The sequence below is a fragment of the Streptomyces lucensis JCM 4490 genome, assembly GCF_014650035.1.
Taxonomy (GTDB): Bacteria; Actinomycetota; Actinomycetes; order Streptomycetales; family Streptomycetaceae; genus Streptomyces; species Streptomyces lucensis.
The window spans coordinates 60,144-80,402 of record NZ_BMUE01000021.1 but is presented as its reverse complement, the minus strand read 5'-3'; the positions used below and the strand labels follow the sequence as shown (position 1 = coordinate 80,402).

General features: G+C 69.5%; 20 protein-coding genes. 14 read left to right on the top strand and 6 right to left on the bottom strand.

Annotated elements, in window-relative coordinates; all coding sequences use genetic code 11:
* The first annotated feature begins 66 nt into the window (after window positions 1-66).
* From IE177_RS32000 to IE177_RS31985, 4 genes are all read left to right on the top strand, one after another.
* Complete coding sequence (locus tag IE177_RS32000) at window positions 67-1,272, top strand: DUF3631 domain-containing protein (protein ID WP_190018968.1); 1,206 nt, start codon at window positions 67-69, stop codon at window positions 1,270-1,272.
* A gap of 213 nt (window positions 1,273-1,485) precedes the next feature.
* Window positions 1,486-2,322: a DUF2637 domain-containing protein gene (locus tag IE177_RS31995; RefSeq protein WP_229816359.1), complete on the top strand. Its 837-nt coding sequence runs from the start codon at window positions 1,486-1,488 to the stop codon at window positions 2,320-2,322.
* Window positions 2,323-2,380: 58 nt separating this feature from the next.
* Window positions 2,381-3,019 carry a plasmid mobilization relaxosome protein MobC gene (gene mobC, locus IE177_RS31990; protein ID WP_190018966.1) on the top strand — a complete coding sequence of 213 codons (639 nt, stop codon included), beginning with the start codon at window positions 2,381-2,383 and terminating at the stop codon, window positions 3,017-3,019.
* Window positions 3,019-4,689, top strand: a complete 1,671-nt coding sequence (locus IE177_RS31985) for a relaxase/mobilization nuclease domain-containing protein (RefSeq protein WP_190018965.1) — start codon at window positions 3,019-3,021, stop codon at window positions 4,687-4,689. The genes mobC and IE177_RS31985 overlap by 1 nt, the downstream gene beginning before the upstream one ends.
* A 75-nt stretch (window positions 4,690-4,764) precedes the next feature.
* On the opposite strand, the gene IE177_RS31980 is transcribed toward IE177_RS31985, so the two are convergent.
* The 4 genes from IE177_RS31980 to IE177_RS31965 all read right to left on the bottom strand — a co-directional run bounded on the left by IE177_RS31980 (window position 4,765) and on the right by IE177_RS31965 (window position 7,801).
* Complete coding sequence (locus tag IE177_RS31980) at window positions 4,765-5,340, bottom strand: hypothetical protein (protein ID WP_190018964.1); 576 nt, start codon at window positions 5,338-5,340, stop codon at window positions 4,765-4,767.
* Window positions 5,341-5,369: 29 nt separating this feature from the next.
* Entirely contained in the window at window positions 5,370-6,062 is a 693-nt protein-coding gene (locus tag IE177_RS31975) for a class I SAM-dependent methyltransferase (RefSeq protein WP_190018963.1), read from the bottom strand.
* Entirely contained in the window at window positions 6,063-6,974 is a 912-nt protein-coding gene (locus IE177_RS31970) for a phosphotransferase family protein (protein ID WP_190018962.1), read from the bottom strand.
* A gap of 77 nt (window positions 6,975-7,051) precedes the next feature.
* A complete protein-coding gene (locus IE177_RS31965) occupies window positions 7,052-7,801 on the bottom strand; it encodes a hypothetical protein (RefSeq protein WP_190018961.1) in 750 nt (249 codons plus the stop codon).
* 222 nt (window positions 7,802-8,023) lie between these two features.
* On the opposite strand from IE177_RS31965, the gene IE177_RS31960 reads away from it, so the two are divergent.
* The 8 genes from IE177_RS31960 to IE177_RS31925 all read left to right on the top strand — a co-directional run bounded on the left by IE177_RS31960 (window position 8,024) and on the right by IE177_RS31925 (window position 16,033).
* The gene (locus IE177_RS31960; RefSeq protein WP_190018960.1) at window positions 8,024-9,379 is read left to right on the top strand and encodes an NsdA family TPR-like regulatory protein; all 1,356 of its coding nucleotides are present in this window, start codon (window positions 8,024-8,026) and stop codon (window positions 9,377-9,379) included.
* 1 nt (window position 9,380) lies between these two features.
* On the top strand, window positions 9,381-9,914 hold the full coding sequence (locus IE177_RS31955; RefSeq protein WP_190018959.1) for an NUDIX domain-containing protein: 534 nt from the start codon (window positions 9,381-9,383) through the stop codon (window positions 9,912-9,914).
* A gap of 116 nt (window positions 9,915-10,030) precedes the next feature.
* On the top strand, window positions 10,031-11,074 hold the full coding sequence (locus tag IE177_RS31950) for a serine hydrolase domain-containing protein (protein WP_190018958.1): 1,044 nt from the start codon (window positions 10,031-10,033) through the stop codon (window positions 11,072-11,074).
* Between the two features lie 531 nt (window positions 11,075-11,605).
* The gene (locus IE177_RS31945; RefSeq protein ID WP_190018957.1) at window positions 11,606-12,571 is read left to right on the top strand and encodes an STAS domain-containing protein; all 966 of its coding nucleotides are present in this window, start codon (window positions 11,606-11,608) and stop codon (window positions 12,569-12,571) included.
* 225 nt (window positions 12,572-12,796) lie between these two features.
* Complete coding sequence (locus IE177_RS31940; RefSeq protein ID WP_229816358.1) at window positions 12,797-13,243, top strand: DUF5994 family protein; 447 nt, start codon at window positions 12,797-12,799, stop codon at window positions 13,241-13,243.
* 134 nt (window positions 13,244-13,377) lie between these two features.
* A complete protein-coding gene (locus IE177_RS31935; RefSeq protein ID WP_190018956.1) occupies window positions 13,378-14,571 on the top strand; it encodes a PP2C family protein-serine/threonine phosphatase in 1,194 nt (397 codons plus the stop codon).
* A 94-nt stretch (window positions 14,572-14,665) separates the two neighbouring features.
* On the top strand, window positions 14,666-15,370 hold the full coding sequence (locus tag IE177_RS31930; RefSeq protein ID WP_190018955.1) for a DUF5994 family protein: 705 nt from the start codon (window positions 14,666-14,668) through the stop codon (window positions 15,368-15,370).
* A 315-nt stretch (window positions 15,371-15,685) separates the two neighbouring features.
* Window positions 15,686-16,033 (top strand): STAS domain-containing protein, encoded by a 348-nt coding sequence (locus IE177_RS31925; protein ID WP_190018954.1) that lies wholly within the window; start codon window positions 15,686-15,688, stop codon window positions 16,031-16,033.
* Window positions 16,034-16,124: 91 nt separating this feature from the next.
* Here the strand turns inward: IE177_RS31925 and IE177_RS31920 are convergent, their stop codons facing one another.
* Complete coding sequence (locus IE177_RS31920; RefSeq protein ID WP_190018953.1) at window positions 16,125-16,607, bottom strand: DUF5994 family protein; 483 nt, start codon at window positions 16,605-16,607, stop codon at window positions 16,125-16,127.
* Window positions 16,608-16,846: 239 nt separating this feature from the next.
* Between IE177_RS31920 and IE177_RS31915 the strand changes: the two genes are divergently transcribed.
* Both IE177_RS31915 and IE177_RS31910 read left to right on the top strand, forming a co-directional pair.
* A complete protein-coding gene (locus IE177_RS31915) occupies window positions 16,847-17,953 on the top strand; it encodes an ImmA/IrrE family metallo-endopeptidase (RefSeq protein WP_190018952.1) in 1,107 nt (368 codons plus the stop codon).
* Window positions 17,954-17,955: 2 nt separating this feature from the next.
* Entirely contained in the window at window positions 17,956-19,182 is a 1,227-nt protein-coding gene (locus IE177_RS31910) for a hypothetical protein (RefSeq protein ID WP_190018951.1), read from the top strand.
* Here the strand turns inward: IE177_RS31910 and IE177_RS31905 are convergent.
* Window positions 19,152-19,781, bottom strand: a complete 630-nt coding sequence (locus tag IE177_RS31905; protein WP_190018950.1) for a hypothetical protein — start codon at window positions 19,779-19,781, stop codon at window positions 19,152-19,154. The genes IE177_RS31910 and IE177_RS31905 overlap by 31 nt on opposite strands.
* Window positions 19,782-20,259 lie beyond the last annotated feature (478 nt).

Sequence of the window (20,259 nt, the reverse complement as noted above, 5' to 3'; positions counted from 1 at the left end):
GCTCCGTCGCCCTTGAACGATCGAACCGGTGGGCCGGGCCTTGCCCGTCCGGCCCACCAGGGAGGAATGCCTGTGGACGAACCTACGTCTTCCGCCACCGCCCCCGCTCCCCCGACCTCAGCCACCGACGAGGAGCCGGCGCGACCCGATGAAGGGGCCCTGCTACTGGACGAGTTGCGGGCAGCCATCGCGCGGTACGTGATCCTGCCGAGCGGCGAGGCGCTGACCACTGTGACGCTGTGGGTGGCCGCCACCCACATCCAGCCCGCGCTCCAGCACGCGCCCCGTCTCGCGGTGGTCGGGCCGGCGAAGCGGTGCGGCAAGTCCCGCCTGCTGGACGTGATCACGGAGACCGTGCGCGAACCGCTGATCACGGTCAACACCAGTCCGGCGGTCGTCTTCCGCGCCATCGGTGACGACCCGCCCACCCTGTTGGTGGACGAGGCCGACACCATCTTCGGCAGCATCAAGGCCGCCGAGAAGAACGAGGAGCTGCGCGGCCTGCTCAACGCCGGCCACCAGCGCAACCGACCCGCCCTGCGCATCTCAGGCCCCGAGCACAAGCCGCAGGCGTTCCCCACCTTCGCCATGGCCGCGCTCGCCGGCATCGGGGACCTGCCGGACACGGTCATGGACCGGGCGGTGGTGATCCGCATGCAGCGCCGCAAGGACGGTGAGCGGGTGGATCAGTTCCGCTCCCGCCGTGACATCCCTGCCCTCCACGGTCTGCGCGACCGGCTGACCGCCTGGCTCCGGCCCCTGATGGACACCGCAGCGGATCTGGTACCGCCGATGCCGGTGCAGGACCGTGCGGCGGACACCTGGGAGCCACTGGTGATCGTCGCCGAACTCGCCGGCGGCACCTGGCCCGAGCAGGCCCGTATCGCGTGTGCGGCCATGTGCGCGGCCGAGGCGGGCAAAGACGACGAGTCCAACCTGAAGACGCGCCTGCTGCAGGACATCCGCCGTGCCTTCGCACGCTGCGGAGATCCCGACATCATGCGCACCCGTGACCTCCTGGACGAACTCCTCAAGGATCAGGAGGCGCCTTGGGCTGAGTACGGCACCGCCGGCCTGAGCCCGCGCCACCTGGGGATCCTCCTGAAGGACTTCGACATCAAGGCCGCCACCCACCGCTTCGAAGGCGGACGGCAGGCCAAGGGCTTCGCCCGCCTCCGCTTCATCGACGCGTGGGCCCGCTACTGCCCCGAAGAGCCGACGGCCGACAGCGGCGACGAGAACGACGCCCACGTCCCGAGCCCGCACCCGTAAAGACTCGTCGCACTCGTCGCATCGCAGGTCAGCCCCGCGACGGGTGTCCTCGCTGTGACGAGTCCACCCGTACCACGGCGGCCATCCGTACCTGCCTGACCAGGCATGCGACGGGTGCGACGAGTCACTGCCCTTCCCGCCAGCCCCTTGTGCCCATGGCACCCGCCACCGCCTGGAGTACGCCGCTTGCCTTCACGCACCACCACATCCCCCGTGCCGGTCTTGACCGCCGCGATCCGCCTCGGGGTCGCCCTGGTCGGAACGATCGGCTTCGCCCTCTCCTACGACGCCCTGCGGCAGATGGCCGTCGCCATCCACATCCGCGGAGTGCTCACCTACGCCTTCCCGCTCGTGATCGACGGGTTCATCGCCATCGGCGTCGCCGCCCTGCTCATCCTTCGTGCCGCACCATGGCGTTCTCGTCTGTACGTCTGGGCACTCGTCGGCCTCGCGACCGTCACCAGCATCTGGGCGAACGCCCTCCACGCCGTCCGTCTCAACCAGCAGGCACACACCGCCGGACTCCACCTCGACAACGTCACCGTCGGCGCCCTGTCCGCCATCGCCCCACTCGCGCTCGCCGGCGCTGTCCACCTCGATCTTGTGATCCGCCGCCACCCCGCACCCCAGGCCGACGAAGCCGCCGCCACAAAGAGCCACAACGTCCCCGACCCCGGCCACAACACCATCGAACCGCCCGCCCCTGCGGAGGACGACGCCGGTCTGCCGGCGCAGGCCGAAAGCTTGCCCGATGTGGCCGAACCCCCGAACACGGCAGAGGAAGCGGTCGATGTGCCGCAGAAGGCACACGCCAACACGGATGCGCACGAGCACGACGCAACCTTCGAAGAACTGCTCGTCGTCGCGCGCACCGCACCGTTGGGACGCGGAGGTCGCGCCTCACGCCGCAACATCGAGACGGCCATTCGAGCCGCCGGGTACCGCATCGGCAAGGACCGTCTGACGCAGATCAAGGACCGGGTGCAGGCCGAACTCGACGAGTCAGCCCGTCATGCCGAGCCCGGCAAGGAACCCGCCGGTGTCCTCTGACGGCCACAGACGCTTCCGTCCGCACAACACCCGCAACGGTGCTTGGAGAAACCGCCCGATGCATGACGACCACGAACTCCCAGCTTGGCAGCCCGAGATGGCCACCAGCGCCAACCAGCCAGCAAGGTATGCCGTTGGACCGTCCAAGGGCCGGTCCAACAGGGATGCCTCCGCCCCAGGGGTGGCGAAGGCCGTCGGGCACCAGGGGGCGCCCGAGGACGAGGAACACGCCGACGCAGGGACCGGCGTGCTCCCGCGCGCCGCCGAAGCAGCCGCCCTGCACCGCATCGCCCGTCGCCGCAAGCGCAAGGACACCCAGCGCAAGGAACGCGTCGACGTGCGCTACAGCATCGAGGAGAAGGCCGCGATCCTCCGCAAAGCCCGGTCACTGAACATCGCCGGCGCCCACTACGTCGGCGCTGTCGTCATGGCGCACATCCATGGCGACCTTGCCCTGCCCGGCCAGCGCACCCCGCTCGATGACTACATCGACGAGCTGACCGCCCTGCGCGAGCAGGTCGCCAAGATCGGCAACAACGTCAACCAGATCGCCCGGAAGCTCAACGCGGGCGGCCATCCACGCCCTGGGGACAACGCTGCTCTGACCCATGCCGAGCGCACCCTTACGGCGGTCCGTGCCGCCGTCGTTGAGATCGCTGCAGCCGCTAACCAGGCCGTCACCAAGAAGGCGGCCTGATGATCGCCAAGATCAGCAGCGGCAAGGACACAGCCGGCCTGATCCGCTACCTCTTCGACACCAAGAGGGCCACGGACCACACCGACCCTCACCTCGTCGCCTCCTGGGACGGTTTTGCCCCCGACCCCGGCCGAAGCGACGACTTCGCCGCCACAAAGAAGCTCCTGGTGGCCGACCTCGACCTGCGCGTCAAGCAAGCCCGCCGACTGGGACGTGCGCCCGAGCAGCATGTCTGGCACTGCTCCATCCGAGCCGCCACAACCGACCGCCACCTCAGCGACGAGGAGTGGGCCCACATCGCCCGCCGCGTTGTGGCGGCCACCGGCATCGCGCCACAAGACGACCCGGACGGCTGCCGCTGGGTCGCCGTCCGCCATGCACCCGACCACATCCACATCGCCGCCACCAAGGTCCGAGGCGACCTGAGTACCGCACGCCACTGGAACGACTACCTCACCGCCGACCGCGAACTCGCCAAGATCGAGGAGGAGTACGGCCTTCACCAGGTCGTGCGCGGAGACCGCACCGCCGCCAAGCGCCCCACTCGCGCCGAGCAGGAGAAGGCCCGCCGCGCCGGCAAGGCCAAAACCTCCCGCGAGCACCTGCGCACCACCATCCGGCAGCTGGTGTCCATCGCCACCAGCCCCGAGAACTTCCTTCATCTGCTCGACGGCGTTGAGGGCGTGCTCATCGACGTCCAGCACTTCCCCTCCGGCGACGTGCGCGGCTACAAGGTCGCCCTGGAAGGCGACACCAACGCCGCCGACGAGCCGATCTGGTTCTCCGGCGCCAAACTCGCCCCCGACTTGTCCTTTCCCAAGATCGCGGAGCGCCTCACCGCCATCGATACCGCGCCGGCCACCGAGCCGGGCAGTCGACGCAGACCCAACCCCTGGCACCAGGCCACCGCCGCGGCCGAGCGCATCCCCCACCACCTCGACCACGGCGACGACGAAGTCGCCCAGGCCCACATCGCGGCTCTCGGTGAGGCCATCGACATCCTTCCGCTGCTCGTCCCCAGCCACCTGAGGCCACAGCTGCAGAAGGCCGCCACAGCGTTCGAACGTGCCACCCGCTCCCGCATCCACGCCCAGCAGGACCATGCCCGCGCCCTCCGGGGCGCCATACGAGCCCTGCGCACCGCGCCGGTCACCGGTGACGGGGCCGGGCTGGCGATGTTCCTCGACATCGCTGTCCTCGTCGTCCTCGCCGCGGCCCGCTGGCACCAGGTCCACCGGCACGACCAGCAAGTCGCCGCAGCTCACCAAGCTCTGGTTCACCTGCAGGCCGCCTACCATCAAGCCGCGGCCGGACCGCTTACCGCCCTGGCCCAGCGTCAGCCACCGGGCCGCAGCATGGAACGGCACGCCCAGCGGATCCTCGTGATCCTGCCCGACCACGCCCAACAGGTCCTCGACGACCCCGCCTGGCCGGCACTGGCCGCCGCCCTGACCGAAGCGGAGAACGCGGGTCACGACCCCGAGCAGCTTCTCCAGCACGCCGCACGGCTGCGCACCCTGGACGACGCCCGCTCCACCGCCAGGACCCTCACCTGGCGAATCCAACGCCTCGCCGCCCGGCAGCTCCCCAGCGACCAAGCACGAGCCGCCCAAACCAGCACGAGCGTTGCGGCCCGGCCTGGTCTGACGGCATCCGCTCGACACCGGTGATTCCGGCGCTGGCCCACGACACATCCCTCATGGCGATACCAGCAGGAAGCGTAGATCCGCTGCAGCAGCCTCTGCCTATGCAGCTTCGGCCTCACGCAGAGGCGAGGACTCGCTTCCCCGGAGCGTGGACACCCCCGTAGCCCATGCCGAGACCTCCGCAAGGTGCTCCGGTCGAACACCCTCTCGGGGATTGGGTTGGATCAGGAGAGTCGGCAACCCGCGGGCGACACGCTCCGCTGACCATTCGTGGTCGAGGCTGGTGAAGTCGTCGTCGATCCACACAGCGGGCGCGTCGCCCAGCCAGGCGTCGACGTGGTCGCGCTTCCACAGGTAGCCGTTGGGGTGGCTGGTGGTGATGTCGGGGCGTGGCAAGTCGACGTGCGGTAGTGGCGGGAGGCCGAGAAGGGGGCCGATCAGGGTCGTCGCGTCCTGGCGCCAACTGGTGCACCAGACCGGTGTGAGGAGGCCGGTACGGATCAGGTCCATGAGCGCGGGACCGTGTGCGGGGTTGAGCCAGATGGTGACCGGGTCGTCGGCACTGCGGCCTGTGGGTACGACCTCGTGGCGGGCATGGGTGACGGGGGTGGTGCCGTCCGCGTCGGGAAAGGGTATGAGGACGCCGTCGATGTCGATGAGCAGGTAGGGACGCATCGGTTCCTCCGCGGAAGCCGGGGCAGGTGTCAGAGCTTGCGTGCGGTGATCAGCAGGGTGGCGGGCCAGCGGCCCTTTCGGGGGTCGTGGAAGTCCTGGGCGGAGGTGAGCCACAGGCCCGCGCGGTCGAGGTGTTTCTCCCAGCGGCTGGCATCGAAGTCCCAGCGAGCGACGGGCAGGCGGGTGCGGTCCGGCAGCGTGACGTAGTCGCGGCGGGGTCGGCCGTCGGCAGCGGGGACCCGGCCGCCGCGCTGTGGGTGGGGGACGGAGAAGGCCAGGCGGCAGCCGGGCTTGAGGCGGTTGGCGATGGCGGGGAGCAGGAGTTCGGGGGCGACGAGGCCGATGGCGCCGAAGATGGAGTAGACCGCGTCGAACTGCTCGTCGGCGGCCTGCAGGTAGTGCAGGGCGTGTCCGGCGACGAAGGTGAGGTTGTTCAGCCGTCCGTAATGTGAGCGGGCCCTGCGGACTTGAAGGCCGACCAGGTCGACGCCGGTGATGTGGGCCGCGTGCCGGGTGGCGAGGCATGCGGCGTTGTGGCCGGGGCCGCAGCCAAGTTCGACCACGCGCTTGCGGCGCAGGTCAGGGCCGAGGATCTCGGCGCCGGGTCCGATGCCTGGCCGTGTAGTCCACTCCATCCGGGCGGGTGGGGCGAGTGGTTCGGCCGGGCCGGCGGCCGTGCGCTGGAGGGCGTGGGCGTACCAGGGGGAGGCTTGCGCGAGCACCTACACCTCCAGGAGCTGGAGGACGTCGGAGAGGTGCCTGCGGACGACCTTGATGTAGGTGGGATCGGTGGCGGGGTCGTTGATCCAGCGGATGGACTGCTCCATGAACCACTCGACGACCCACATGCGGTGCCAGCCCAGCGCCCACTTCTCCGCGGGCAGGCCGCCCCGCTCGGCGAGTACGTCCGGGGTGCCGCCTTCGGTGACGTAGGACTCCAGGAAGACGCGGAGGCGCACGGGGTCGGGGTCGTCGAGGGTGCCGTGCCAGCTGGCGAGGTCGAGCAGTCCGGGTCCGGTGAAGGCGCGAGCGAAGTCGAGCAGGCGCCAGCCGCGTCGGCCGATGTGGAGGCTGGTGGGGTGGAACTCGGAGTGCACCCAGCCGAAGGGAGCCAGGGTGGTTCCCTGCGCGCGGGCGTCGGCGGCCCGGGCGATCTGGTCGAGGGCCTGCTCGATGTCGCCGGTGTCCGGCCAGCGGTCGGCCTTGCGGAGCTGGTCGAGGTGGTCCAGGGCGCGGCTGGGCAGAGCCCGTAGCCCTTCCTCGTGCAGTACGGGCAGCGCGCCGGCGGTGCGCGTGCGGTGGAGGACCACGGCCGCTGCGGCACCATCGAGGTCATCCGCTTCCCGGACGGGGGTGCCGAGGTCCTCCAGGAGCATGCCGAGCCAGCCCTCGATCCGGACCGAGTGATAGACCTTCGGGGCCGGGATGCCGAGGGTGCCGGCCAGTCGCAGGGCCTGGTCCTCGCTGTCGAAGGGCCTCTTGGCGTACTTGAAGATCCGCGTGCAGCCGTCGGGGAAGGTCACGCGTTCGACGCCGGACATCGACCACACCCTCACCTCCTCGCGCTTGGCGGTGGTCTGGTTCGCGACGATGCACAGGTTGGCGAGGAGATCGGTGGTCAGGTTGTCGTCCACAGTGGCTCCATTGCGGTTGTGGCGGCATCCGGGGCGGGCGAGCGGACCTGCCCGCCCCGGAGCCTTGCTGCTGGGTGTTACGCGGCGGGGGTCACACGGTGGGCGTAGACCTGCTCGATCCAGCCGGCCTTGAAGGCGGCCAGGTCATCGCGGAAGTTGGCCATCGAGGCACCGTAGGGCGCGACGACGCCGCCGGACTGGTCCGGCACGGACTGGCAGCCGTGCACCAGACGTCCGCCGAGGGCGGCGTGGGCCTTGATGGACTCGATGCGGCGGTGCTCGTTGAACCAGCCGCCGTGGTAGACCTCGTCGAGCATCCCGCCCATGTCGTCGTCCAGGTCGAAGACGACCGAGGTGGCGGCAGGGAAGAACCAGCACGGGCCGACGTTGGAGATGTGCCCGTCGAGCTCGACCTTGTTGAGTGCCATGAGCGTGGCCGCCTCGCGCAGCATCCGCAGGTGGTCGGCGGTGATCTGCGGCAGGCCGAGCCTGTCGAGGTGGTCGTCGCGGAACAGGTACGCGTACACCTCGTAGGCGGTGGACAGCACCCGGGCGGCGTCCGAGGTGGACTCGCCATGGGCCTTGATGAAGTCCAGCGCGAGCTGCTCCACCGCGCTCTCAGTGGTCTCCTGCACGTCCAAGAGCTGGGACTTGACCAGCTCCCAGTCGGCGACGAGCCAGGTGTTGGACTCGAAGCGGAAGAAGTACTCGGCCGGGTCGATCCTGATGCGCCGGCCGTCGACCTGGATGCCCGGCAGGCGGCTCCAGCGCTCGTCGAACGCCTGCGGCAGTTCGACCGTGATGGCCTTGGTGTCGATGGTGGTCACCGTGTCTCCGTCTCTGATCGGCGGGTTCGGGCACAGGAGTGCCCGAACCCGGAGAGGGTGTACGGAACTTCGAGGGCCGCCCGGCCGAAGGGGGAAGCCAGGACTGCGGTCGGGCAGTTCCGGGCGGCTGTGATTAAGTGAACAGTCCGTCACGCACAGTGGGTACGGAGTGGGCGAGGCCAAGCGGTATACGCGGTTTACAGCCCCAGGACGGAGGAGGTCATGGCGGCACCCAACAGGCCCAACATACGTTTACGCGAGGCCATCGACGCGATCGGCTGCACGTACGACGCGCTGGCCAGGGACGTGCGCCGGATCGCCGCGGAGAACGGCGAGATCATCAGCACCAACAAGTCGGCGATCTCCCACTGGGTCAACGGCACTCGGCAACCGACAGGGCAGACCGGCCACTACCTCGCGGAAGCTCTCTCCCGCAGGGCCGGTCGCACCGTCACCCTGACCGAGATTGGCCTGCGCGACCCCGAGGCGCCCCTTCCTGACGACCCCGATCCCGTCGTCACAGCCACCGACCTGGGCCGCGCCGACGTCGAACGACGCCGCTTCCTGGCTATGGCCGCCTTCACCACCGCAGGCGTGGTCATGCCCCTGGCCTACGACCATGAGGCTGCGTCCCGCATGCTCCGCGCACGCACGGGCCGGACCCTGGTAGGAGCCGAGGACGTCGACGTGATCCGCCAGATCACTGCCGCGTTCAGCGCAGCCGACGAACGCCTGGGCGGCGGCCACGGGCTGACCACCGTCACCGCCTATCTTGCCGATACCGCCGCCCCGATGCTCCGCGCCCGCTTCGCCTCAGAAGCCTTGCGCCGGGCCGCCTTCGGCGCCGTCGCCGAGCTGGCCTACCTCGCGGGCTGGAAACACCACGACCTCGGTCAGGAGGGCGCCGCACAGCGCTACTACCAAGTCGGCTACCAGCTCGCCTGCGAAGCCGACCCGCACGGTCACGCCGCATGGATGATGCGCGCCCTCGCCCACCAGGCCCTCAGCCTCAAACAGCCCCACCATTGCGTCGACCTCGTCGAAGGCGCCCTCAGCCGTGGACTCGGCCACGTGGACGGCCAGACCGAGGCACTACTCCACATCACCCACGCCCGCGCCTTCGCCGCAGTCCACGAAAAACCCGCAGCGGCCCGCGCCCTGCTCGCCGCCGAAGACGCTCTGCTCCGCGACGACGGCCCCCAGGCCAGCTTCTCCCTCGTCAGCGGCCCCGCCGCCGGCACCGTCGCCAGCCACACGGCCCGCACCCTCACCGACCTCGCCGATCACGTCGGAACCGAGCAACAGCACCGCGACGCGCTCGTCCGCTGGGATCCTGCGAAGTACAAGCGCGTCCACGCCCTCACCTACGCGGACCTCGGCGACAGCCTCGCCGCCCAGGCCCGCGCCGATGAGGCGGTCGCCGCCTGGAACCAGGCCCTCACGCTGATGGACGGCATGACCTCCGACCGCACCCGCAAGGCGATCACCTCCATTCGCTCGACGCTGGCGGTCTACCAGCGGCGCAAAGTCCCCGGCGCCGCCGAACTCGCCCGTCGCGCCCGAGAGGCGCTCGCCTAACATGCCCACCAACCCGGCCGACGAAGGGACCCCCGTGGCTCAGCCGACAACCGATGACCAGCCCCAAGCGCTCAAGCCCGCCGTGGAATCCATGACCCTGCTGGTCGCCGCCGTCATCGTCCACGACAAGGCCACCAACCGCGTGGTCCTCCTCCAGCGCAGCGACCAGGCCAAATTCGCCAAGGGCATGTGGGACCTCCCGGTCGGCAAGAGTGAGCCCGGCGAGCCGATCACCGAGACGGCCGTCCGCGAGCTGCACGAGGAGACCGGTCTGACCGTCAGGCCAGAAGCGCTCAAGGTCGCCCACATCATCCACGGCGCGTGGGGCGTGGAAGCCCCCAACGGCTTCCTCACCGTCGTCTTCGTCGCCCACGAATGGTCCGGCGAGCCCGAAAACCGCGAACCTCGCAAGCACGCCCAAGTCCGCTGGGTCGACGCCAACGCCATCCCCGACGAATTCGTCGAGACCACCGCCAGCGCCCTCCACCGCTACCTCAGCGGCGGGCCCCAGGTGTCGCTGGACGGCTGGAAATAACTGAGCGCCTCTTCTGGGGATGAAGTCTCGCCCCACGGCGGGATGAGTGACCGCGTTCAGCGTTCCCAAGTTTCCTCGGTGAACGCCCGGCAGGACACTCGGCGAAGAGGGAGACCATGACGTACGACCGCGAGCGCATCCAAGCCCTACTCGACGAGGGAGTCCGCGACAACGTGTACCCGGGCGCCGTCTGGGCCGTCGGCGACGCCACCGGCGTCCTCGCCCAGGGCTCCACCGGCGTCCTCGCCCCCGACGAACCGGACGTGCCGATGCGCACCGACACCGTCTTCGACGCCGCGAGCCTCACAAAGATCCTCGCCGTCTGGTCCTCCATCGGCGCCCTGTGGGAAGACGGAACCCTCGACCTCGACCAGCCGCTCGGCGCGTTCTGGTCCGAGGTCGCCGGCCATCCACTCGCCGCCGTAACCGCCCAGCAGTTGCTGACGCACACCGCCGGCGTTCCCCTGCGGGCACAGCTGAAGAACCTCTATGGCACCAAGCCCGAGGATATCCGCCGAGGCGTCCTCCGAGAACAACTCCATCGGGCACCCGGAGAAGCTGTCGAGTACACCGACCGGGCCGCCCTCATCCTGGGCTACCTCGCCGAACACCTCTCCGGCCAGCCCCTGGACCAACTGGCCACCACCCGCACCTGGCACCCACTAGGCATGGCCTCCACCCGCTTCGGCCCCCTGCCCGCCGACCTCGCCGCCCGCTGCGCACCGACCGAACTCGACCAGGACACCGACACCCACCTCAAGGGAGTCGCCCACGACTTCTCGGCCCGCCTCCTCGGCGGCGTGTGCGGCATCGCCGGGGTCTTCACCGTCGTCGATGACCTCGCCGCCTTCCTCCGCTACATGCTCGCCCCTGCCACGTCCTCTTGGCGGGCCGGTTTCGGTAGCAAGTGGGCCACCTGCTCCCTGACCAAGCAGACGGGTGATCTCCAGCCGGCTCGCGGCCTGTTCTGGCATCCGGCTCCCGGCACCACTGCCGAGGAGGAGGTCTGGGTCCACTACGGCTTCACCGGCACAGGCATGTGGATCTCCCCCATCGACGGCCGGTGGGCGGTGCTTTTGACCAACAAGCTGTACTACTCCCGCGACCGTGAACCGCTGAACGGTGTCCGCAACGCCTTCCGAAAGCTGGCTTTCACCTAGGAACCGGTCCCCCTGGCGTGGGACGTTTCGCTCGGATTGGTTCGGAGACTCGGTGGGCGGAGGTCGCGTCGCGTGCGGGTTCGGAAGTGAGCTGGCATTCAATTCGTCCGCCCGCACTGCCGTCCGGTTTTGATCACGGGCGGCAGCGCTGTGCTGTGTTCAGGGGGCTGCGCGGCGCCCGGTTCTGGTCCAGAGCCGGGGCGCATCCTGCGCACCTGCCGCGACAGGGCAGGGGCGGGCTGGCGCCCCGCCCTTACCCCGCCGGCCCTCGGCTGTGAGGTGCGCGTCCTTCGACGCAGCCGCTTCCGGTTGCGGCCGACGTACGGTTGAAGTACCGAGGGCATCACGCACTCCGGCCCCACGCCGGGTCGTCCTCGGCGAGAGACGAGTGAATCCGCGCCCCCCGTGGTCGGCGCGGGGACGGGTCGGCACCATGTCCGCCGCGGTCGAAGCAACTCAGCGCAAGCTCGTCACGGCAGGAACCGCGCCGAGCGCCCGCGCAGGTCCGCAATCCCGCCGAGGAGAGACGTGATGGCCCTTTCCCGGCTGGACATCCATCGGCGGAACCGAGGAGAGCGAACGCTCGTCACGCTGGCCGGCGACATCGGGCCGGCCACGACGCCGCTGCTGCGGGCCGCGGTGGAGCAGTGTCTGCTGGACGGCGTCACCGAGATCGACATCGACCTGACCACGGTCGGCTCCTGCGACGCCCGGGGCTTGGACGTCCTCCTGTCGGCAGCATGGCGCGCCGGCCGGGCCCACGCCCGCCTGCGGCTGCACCATCCTTGCGCGCAGATCGCCCGGCTCCTCGACGCCACCGGATCGACTTCGCTGCTCCTTACGGCCCCCGCGAGTCCCGTGCCGCCCACCGCATCCAGCGACCACATGAGCACCGCGACGCGGGCGCCCGAGGACCGCGCTCGTCGGCCGGACCAGCCGGTCCTCAGGGACGGTATCCGCCTTCGCCGGCTGACCCGCCGGCAGGCAGAAGACATGCGCGAGGACATCGCCGACCTGGCTGCGCAGTCCGTCGCGGACACCGTCGGAGAGGCGTACCACGACCGCGGAGACTTCCTGCACCGCTTGGCGGTCACCGCCCACCGCCCCGGCTTCGCCCTGCTGGTCGCCGAGACGACGGTGCTGGTCGGTTGCGCCTTCGGTTTTCCGGTGGGCTCCGACGGCCGGCAGGGCGGCGGAACACTCCAGGAGATCATCCAGCGGCTCACCTCCTGCGCGCGGTTCGTCGTCCTGACCCAGGTCGTGGCCCATCCGCACGCACAGCACCGCGACATCGCCCACCGCCTGCAACAGCGTCTCCTCACAGACCTGCACTCCTCCCTCGGGGTCACCCTGCTTCATCCTGCCGACCGGGGAGCACGAGCCGCCTTCTCGTCCTGGGGCTGGCAGATCATGGGTGAGGTCGTCGGCCTGCCCGGGCCCGTCGCCCCCTGCGTGCTGACCTTGTCCGCCGAAGGACAGCCCTTGGCACGCCGATGATGTGGCAGTGCGATGGCCGCCCGCCACGCCGCCTGCCACAGCCGGGAGTAATCTGAGACATACCGAGAACTTCCGGGCGCACGATGACGGCGGCGCCGTTCCCGGCGAGCGACAGACACGGGCAGCCGGAAACCGCACGGCCCGGAACGGAATCGCACGATGAACATCACCACAGAGCCCGCCGAAGGTGCGGTGCCAGGTGACGGACACTCCTACCGGATGCCCATGCCCCGGCTGCGCCTCATGCCAGAAGTCAGCCACGGCCCACTGGACGGCGCATGGTGGCCGCGCTGCGACGCACTGGAACTGGAGCTTCCCGCGCTGGTCGGCTCCTTGGATCCAGGCATCGACACCGTCACCCGCGTGACCGTGGAAACGGCCGCCTGGCCCGATGCCCCGCACGAAGTGATGGCGCCCGGCCACGTGATCGAGGTGGTGCTGACCGATTCCGCCGCCGAGGCGCATGCCATCACCGTGGACTGCGGCACCGTGGGGAGCTGGGAACTGCTGGTGATCCCCCCGGACGAGCCGGCCCGAGTGGCCACCCGGCTGCTGACCGCTGCCGCCGACCCCGCGAACCCACTGTCGGCTCCGCGCCTGCTGGCACTCGCCGAGAGCGGCCTCGACGGACAGGACACTTGGGAGTCGGAAGGCGGAGCCGGACCGAGATGAGCAGCACGACCCGACCGACTCCCCGTGACCGGCGGGCCGGGCGTCCACGACCGCATGATGGAGCCATGGCACCGACACATCCTTTGTCATCCGGGCCCGCCCCCGCCCGAAGCGTGACCGCGAAAGGTGAGGGGATGACAGCAGGACGGCGCCCGGACCGGTCCGAGAGCTTCGGGGAAGCGCTCCTCGGGAAGATCCTGGACAGCGCGCACGAACTCCCACCCCATCTCATCGGGCCCCTGGTCGCCGACGTGATGGAGCGGCTCGGTGGCCGCCGTCCGCAGGTGCTGTTGCAGGACTACGGCCAGTTGGTGCTCGTACCGCTGCCCGGGGAGGGCCTCACCGGCGGGGAACCGCAGGTGATCGACGACTCCGAGGCGGGCCGCTGCTTTCTCGACGCCGTTCCCGTGGAGGTGCCTCAGGAAGACGGCGTCCGGGTCCATCTACCCCTGCTGGACGGCGGTGACCAGGTGGGAGTCATGGCGGTGACGCTGGACAGTGTCGACGATGACGACCGCCGCCTGCTGCTCAGAATCTCCGGCCTGGTGGCCGACCTTCTGGTGACCAAGCACGGCTACTCCGACCTGTTCTTCGGCGTCCGACGCGATGAGGGGATGAGCGTTGCCGCGGAGATCCAGTGGTCGCTGCTGCCACCGCTGGCCATGATCATGCCCCGGGTCGCCGTGGCCGGGATCCTGGAACCCGCCTACCACGTGGCCGGCGACAGCTTCGACTACGCGCTGAACGGTGATGTCCTCCACGTGGTCATGATCGACGCGATGGGCCACGGACTGGACGCGGCCACGATGGCCACCGTGGCCATCGGCGCCTACCGCCACGCCCGCCGCTCCGGCATCGGACTGTCGGAGATCTACGAGTTCATGGACCGCGCCGTGGCCGAGCAGTTCGGTCCCGAGCACTTCGTCACCGCGCAGATGCTGCAGCTGGACACCACCACGGGGCGGGTGCAGTGGGTCAACGCCGGGCACCCGCCGCCGATCCTCGTCCGCGACCACCGCGTCGCACAGCGTCTGGTCGCCCCGACGACCCTTCCCGTCGGCCTGGGCGGTATGGAGCCGCGGGTGAGCGAACTGGGGCTGGTGCCCGGGGACCGAGTCCTCTGCTTCACCGACGGAGTGGTCGAGGAACACAAGAGCGGCGGGGAGGAGTTCGGCGAGGACCAGCTGATCGACTGTGTGAACCAGCTGGAGAGGACCGGCCGCGGCATCAGGGCGGTGACGCGCTCCCTGTCCCACACGCTCAAGCAGGCGCGCGGCGGACAGACCAGCGACGACGCGACGCTGCTCATGGTGGAGTGGCGCGGCTGACCTCTCGTCCCCGCCGTCCGTCACCGTTGCACGGCGGCAGGTACCGCACATCCGTACGCCCACCGCTCCTCGCCGCCGGTGAACGCGGAGTAGTGTGGGCAGTACCGAGGGCATCTCGCACACCGGCTTCCACGCCGGGTCGTCCCCGGCGAAGGATGACACCCGGGCCGCGGCGCAGGTGGCCCGGAGACAGGTCCGCACCATGTCGGCGACCTTGTACCCCACCCTGCCGCACCGCGAGCCCGTCGCAGCCCCGGCCGCGCGTCTCGCGCTGAAGACCGACGGCGCATCCCGCGGGCTGCTGGACGGAGCCTGGTGGCCACGGTCCCGGGACCTGCTGAGTGAACTGCCGGCGCTCACCGACCTGTTGGACCCACTGTGGGGCCGCATCACCCGTATCGCCGTCAACCCGGAACACTGGCCGGTCATCCCCCGCAAGATCCCCGTGAGCGGGCACATCGTCAAGGTCGGCTGGTTCACGTCGGAGATCGACCCGCACAAGCTGCTGCTGCTCTCATACGGCACCAGCCGCTGGGATCTCCTTGTCGTTCCGCCCGAGACCGGGGCGCAGTCGGCGGCCCGTCTGATGGCAGCCGTATCCGACCACGACGGCCCGCTCCTGACCGCGAGCGCGCTCATCGCCGCGGAAGCGGCCCGGCACGCTGTCTCCCCCACCGACCAGACCCTGGGCCCGGACAAGGCATGGGAGTACGAGGGCGGTGCCTCGGCGGTGTCCGCGGCCATCACCGGACAGACCGGTCCGCCAGGGCCGGCCAGCCGGCTGATCATCGGTATGTGAGGTGGCCGCCATGAACGCCTTCCTGACGGCCATCGCTTTCCTGGTCCTCGTCGCAGTGGCGGCGTACGTGATCCACCGGCTCGGGCTCCAGCACGCCGACAGGATCGCGGCGTACCGGTACAGCACTCCCCGGCCCGGTCGCCGTGGCCGTGGCGCGCCCCAGCCGCACCCCGCACCATGGGTCGGCATCCGGGAGTCCGACCGGCCGCCCGGCCGCCCGGCCCCACCGCCCACCCGGCCCGTGGCGACGCGAGCCCGGGGCGTGGACGCAGGCTCTGGAGCACCCGAGGTTCCGAGCATCCGAACCGAGGCGTCATGACTCTTCCACGGCTGAACATCTACCGGCACGACCGGGGCGCGCGGGCCCTGGTCACTCTGGCCGGTGTGATCGACCCCGTCACCGCGCCCCGGGTGCGCGCCGCTCTGGAGCAGTGTCTGCGGGACGGGATCACCCTCATCGACGTCGATCTGACCACCGTCGACCGCTGTGACGACAGCGGCCTGCGCGTCTTCCTCGACGTGTCGGAGCATGCCGCCGAGGCCCAGGCGTTCCTGCTGCTGCACCACCCCTCCCCGCAGACCGAACGACTGCTCCTGGACACGGGCTCCGACGGTCTGCTCTACCCGATGAGGCCGGGAGGGGCGCGCCCTCAGCGGACCTGACGTCGGCAGAAGCGCCCCAGGGAACGGGCCGCCTGACGGAGAGCGCCGGTGCGCCGGTCAAGTCGTGCCGGTCGCGCCACGCGCCGCCCCGTCAGCCCACAGGACCACGCCCGCTCCCGGTGTCGATGAGGATCTGTTCCGCGTCGCTGACGTTGTCCACCCGGACCGCCTGGGCCATCGCGGCACGGGCGGCATCCGGTGCCGCGTCGGGCGGGACGACCAGCAGCGAGAAGATGTCCCGGTCGCCCCGGGTGATCAGGACCGTGTCGTCACCGACCGGGAAGGAGTCGATGTGCACCACGTGGTCGTCCACGACGATACGCGTCGGGAGACCCGCCCAGGCGGTGGCATCCAGCCCCACACGGGACACGGGGCCGAGGTGGGCGACGAGGGCACTCAACAGGGCGGGCAGCTCGGCGCCGATGTCGCGCGAGCGCGGCCACCACGCGCCGTCGAGGACGCCCTTGCGTGATTCGGTCGTCTCCAGCCGGAGAAGCGCACATCCCGGTCGCACGGCCTCGTGGACGCCACTGGGCAGACGCCGGGGAACAGGTGGTGTGTCCGAGCTGGTCATGATGACCACCCGTCTGTAGGCCGGTGCGACGACGGGACTCCGCCCCGCAGCTCCCACGCTACTCCTGGTGTCACGCGCGACGGCATCTCCGAAGCCCCCGTCCGGCCCTGGAGGGAACGGATGCAGCACACAGAAGGTCCGCCGCACGTCGAGATTTACGGAGGGGGCTCAGGTCCTCGAATCAGTCGTGGAATATTTCGTGCTACTGTTTCGAGGTCTGATACAAGGTGGTGTCGTGTATGGCGATCGCTGAGCTGCGGGCGCACCCCGGGATGCTCGTGCTGGCGCGCGAGTCCCGCGGGCTGACGCAGGCTGAGGTCGCCACGGCTATGACCAAGGCGTCGCTGAGTGGCACTACGGTTTCTCAGGGCTACGTAAGCCGAGCGGAGGCTGGTCGTCTCGTCGTCACTGGCGAGCGTCTTGAGCTATACGCAGCGGCGCTCGGCTACCCTCCTGAGCTGCTGTGCCTGGATCCGCAGGTCAGCGGCATCGGAGTGGGTCTGGTCCACCACCGCAAGAAAGCATCTCTGTCTGCTTCCGCTCTGCGGCGCGTGCACGCCCATTTGGCGCTCTCACGGATTCAGTTGAACGGCCTGGCGTCCGCAGCGGCATTGCCACAAGTCCCGCAACACTTCTTCAGGGTCTCGCTGGATGACCTCACCACCCCGAAGGACGCTGCCCGGCGAGTCCGCAGGGAGTGGTGCATGACCCCCGGTCCGGTGCCCGACATAGTCGCGGTGCTGGAGCATGCCGGCGCACTGGTAATCACCCGCGACCTGGACAGCGACCTGTTGGACGCCGTAAGCCAGTGGGCAGAAGGCGGGCAACCTCTGCTCCTGGTCAACACCCGGGCACCGGGCGACCGACGTCGCTTCAGCCTCGCGCACGAGCTGGGTCACCTTGTGATGCATGACGAGCCGGGCACAGGGTCAACACAGGAGAAGCAGGCCGACGCCTTCGCTGCCGAGTTCTTGATGCCTGCCTCCGATATCTGGCAGGCGTTCTCCGACGGCGTCGATCTGGCCAGGCTGACGGAGCTGAAGCGGCTTTGGGGGGTTTCCATGAGCGCGCTGCTGCGCCGTGCCCAAACGCTCAACGCCGTCAGCGAGTGGCAGTACCGCACCCTGATGATCGAGATGTCAGCGCTCGGCTACCGGACCGCAGAGCCTGTTGATGTCCCCCCAGAGCAGCCGCGGCGCCTCGCCGCCCTTGTCCACACCTTGCTGACCGACCGCCAGATGACTCTGGAGGATGCGGCTGCCTGCGCGCACCTGCTTCCTGAAGACTTCCAGCGCCTGTACGTCGAGGGCGCCGGTTCATCATCATTCCCGGCCTTCCGAAGGTGACCATGACCGACCGTTCCGCCCCGCTGCCTCGTCCACGCTCCGATCTGACCGAGCCTCCCGACGCTGTGGGTGCGCGAGACCGGCCGGACAGCCTGAACAGTCTGCAGGGCCGCATGCTGATCCAGGTCAGCACCGCCCGGCTCGGCTACGTCCAGGGGCAGGTCGACCTGGCACGCAGTGGACTCATCCTGTGTGGCATCGACGCCGTGAAGAAGGCCGGCACCCTGCGATACCGGGACGGCTACGCCGCTCCGCTCCTGATCGACCCGGCGGTGTACGAGGTCAGCGCCGCGACCGAGGAGAACCCCTTCCCCTACGACGCCGAGCCCACGCTCTTCCTCGACGATCCCCTGGAACTGTCTCTGGCCGAGCAGCGGGACGCCGGAGCAACGCTCCCCATGACCCCCACCGGCTACATCAGGGGCGAGGACTCCGATGCCCTCCGGGCCGCCGTGACACGAGTCCTGGAACTCGACGATCCAGAGGTGATCTTCGCCGCTCCGGTTGATGTCTCCTGGCTACGCGACGAGGAATCGACCCGCCAGCTCATCGCCTACCTGCGGATGATCAAGGGGCCGAAGGCCATCATGCTGGGCGGGCAGATGGACCCCCTGGCCCGTTACGCCAAGGCCGTAAGTCATCTCAAGCAGGTCATCGAGGAAGTCCCCAGAGCTGCCCTGCTACGCACAGATCTCGCGGCATTCGGCGCCCTGGCCTTCGGTGCCGCCTTCACAGCCTTCGGCGCCAGCAGCCGCTACCGGCACATCATCGCCCCCGGCGAAAAAGCGCAGACCAACAAGAGCATCCCCGTGCAGTCACCGCACGTTCTCTTCCCCGACCTGATGGCCTTCTTCCTGGGCGAGACGATCGCCAAGCGTTACGGTGGCGCCCACGCTCCGGTCTGCTTCTGCTCGGCCTGCGCCGGCAAGCTCGCGCTGGACGCCTTCACAAGCAACCGCGGCGAGCTTCCTGCCGCAGCGGCGGCCCACAACGTCGCTGTCCTCATGGAGTGGCTGCGCGCCCTTACTTCCGTCAAGCCCGGCACAGCACGCCAGCAGTGGTGGTTCGACCGCTGCCAGAAAGCTCTCGATCAGTACGAACTGATCAACACGTCCATCAGGCAGCCGAAGGCGTTCAAGTCTCCGGCGCAGCTCGATCGATGGGCGTCGACCGCTCCCGAAGCCGCCAAGACATCGGCTCAGACAGCCGCCGCCGAGCGTAGGCGCTGATATACATCCTCGACGAACCACCAGGCCGCAGCGGTGTGCCGGGGCGGCCTGTAGTCCTCCGGCTCCAGTACCAGCTCGACCTCGTCTCCGGAGGCGACGAACACGCCGATGCCGTAGAAGTCGGCCTCGACGAGGACCTCATCCAGTCGGGCTGGAAGACGGTCCAACAGCATGGCCCGGCGGCAGAAGGGAGCAAATTGGCCCGCTCGCTCAAGGCCCAGGCGCCACCCGGAAGCGCGAACCACAGCAAGATCCACCTGCAGGGGCCGCACGGCACGTCGGGTGACCGTCTTCCGGTCTCGCTCCACCGCTCCCGACGGCAGCCCTCGCACCGCCCGCCGCGCCGGCGAGTCCAGCGATTGCAGCGGAACAGGAACGTCCACCGGGAGTGTCAGCAGGCACTCAAGGTCGGGCAGCTTATCCACCCTGGCGGCGGAGACTTCCTCGCGCCGCGCATGCTCATCCTCGTTCAGACGGTAGAAGCACAGCGCCTCGGTCCCGAAGACAGAGACAGTTCGGGCCTGCCCGCCCGGCTCCAGCAAGGCGCGAGAAGCCTCCCGCACAGAACCGCTCGTCAGGGAACTCGCCAAGGTCACCATGGCCCCCACCCTGCCTCACTGGGATTCGACCGCATGCAGCGGCCCCGCGTTCATCCAACCCGTATGCGTACGGGTACACCTGCCAAACAGCTCAAGACGCCTCGCGGACACTGCCCGACTGGGATCCTTCTCCGCATCACTGCCCTCATCACGGCGCCCTAGGCGCGAAAGCTGGGCCTGAACGCGCCTCCCCAGCCACGTCCCCGGAGGGCACATCCAGGGCACATGGGCCCGGGAAACGGCGTTAACCCGTGAGAACTACCAAGAAGGGTTTCCGCAGGTCAACGCACGTCTAACCGAGAAGCCCCAGGTCAGCGCGCAGCCTCTTCCAATCGCTGCACGAGTGGCAGGACTTCTCCCACCGCCTGCACGAGGCGGGGCACCAGCCGTACTGCCTGGTGTGGCCTTGAGCTGACTCCTCTCGCGGCGAGCGGGCGGGATCTCGCTGACGCGAGGTCGCTCAGGTGCTGATGAGGCG

Excerpts from the sequence above, each read along its gene's own strand:
- IE177_RS32000 (WP_190018968.1), top strand. The coding sequence starts at position 67 with ATGCCTGTGGACGAACCTACGTCTTCCGCCACCGCCCCCGCTCCCCCG.
- mobC (WP_190018966.1), top strand. The coding sequence starts at position 2,381 with ATGCATGACGACCACGAACTCCCAGCTTGGCAGCCCGAGATGGCCACC.
- IE177_RS31985 (WP_190018965.1), top strand. The coding sequence starts at position 3,019 with ATGATCGCCAAGATCAGCAGCGGCAAGGACACAGCCGGCCTGATCCGC.
- IE177_RS31980 (WP_190018964.1), bottom strand. The coding sequence starts at position 5,340 with ATGCGTCCCTACCTGCTCATCGACATCGACGGCGTCCTCATACCCTTT.
- IE177_RS31960 (WP_190018960.1), top strand. The coding sequence starts at position 8,024 with ATGGCGGCACCCAACAGGCCCAACATACGTTTACGCGAGGCCATCGAC.
- IE177_RS31955 (WP_190018959.1), top strand. The coding sequence starts at position 9,381 with ATGCCCACCAACCCGGCCGACGAAGGGACCCCCGTGGCTCAGCCGACA.
- IE177_RS31950 (WP_190018958.1), top strand. The coding sequence starts at position 10,031 with ATGACGTACGACCGCGAGCGCATCCAAGCCCTACTCGACGAGGGAGTC.
- IE177_RS31945 (WP_190018957.1), top strand. The coding sequence starts at position 11,606 with ATGGCCCTTTCCCGGCTGGACATCCATCGGCGGAACCGAGGAGAGCGA.
- IE177_RS31940 (WP_229816358.1), top strand. The coding sequence starts at position 12,797 with ATGCCCCGGCTGCGCCTCATGCCAGAAGTCAGCCACGGCCCACTGGAC.
- IE177_RS31935 (WP_190018956.1), top strand. The coding sequence starts at position 13,378 with ATGACAGCAGGACGGCGCCCGGACCGGTCCGAGAGCTTCGGGGAAGCG.
- IE177_RS31925 (WP_190018954.1), top strand. The coding sequence starts at position 15,686 with ATGACTCTTCCACGGCTGAACATCTACCGGCACGACCGGGGCGCGCGG.
- IE177_RS31920 (WP_190018953.1), bottom strand. The coding sequence starts at position 16,607 with ATGACCAGCTCGGACACACCACCTGTTCCCCGGCGTCTGCCCAGTGGC.
- IE177_RS31915 (WP_190018952.1), top strand. The coding sequence starts at position 16,847 with ATGGCGATCGCTGAGCTGCGGGCGCACCCCGGGATGCTCGTGCTGGCG.
- IE177_RS31910 (WP_190018951.1), top strand. The coding sequence starts at position 17,956 with ATGACCGACCGTTCCGCCCCGCTGCCTCGTCCACGCTCCGATCTGACC.
- IE177_RS31905 (WP_190018950.1), bottom strand. The coding sequence starts at position 19,781 with ATGGTGACCTTGGCGAGTTCCCTGACGAGCGGTTCTGTGCGGGAGGCT.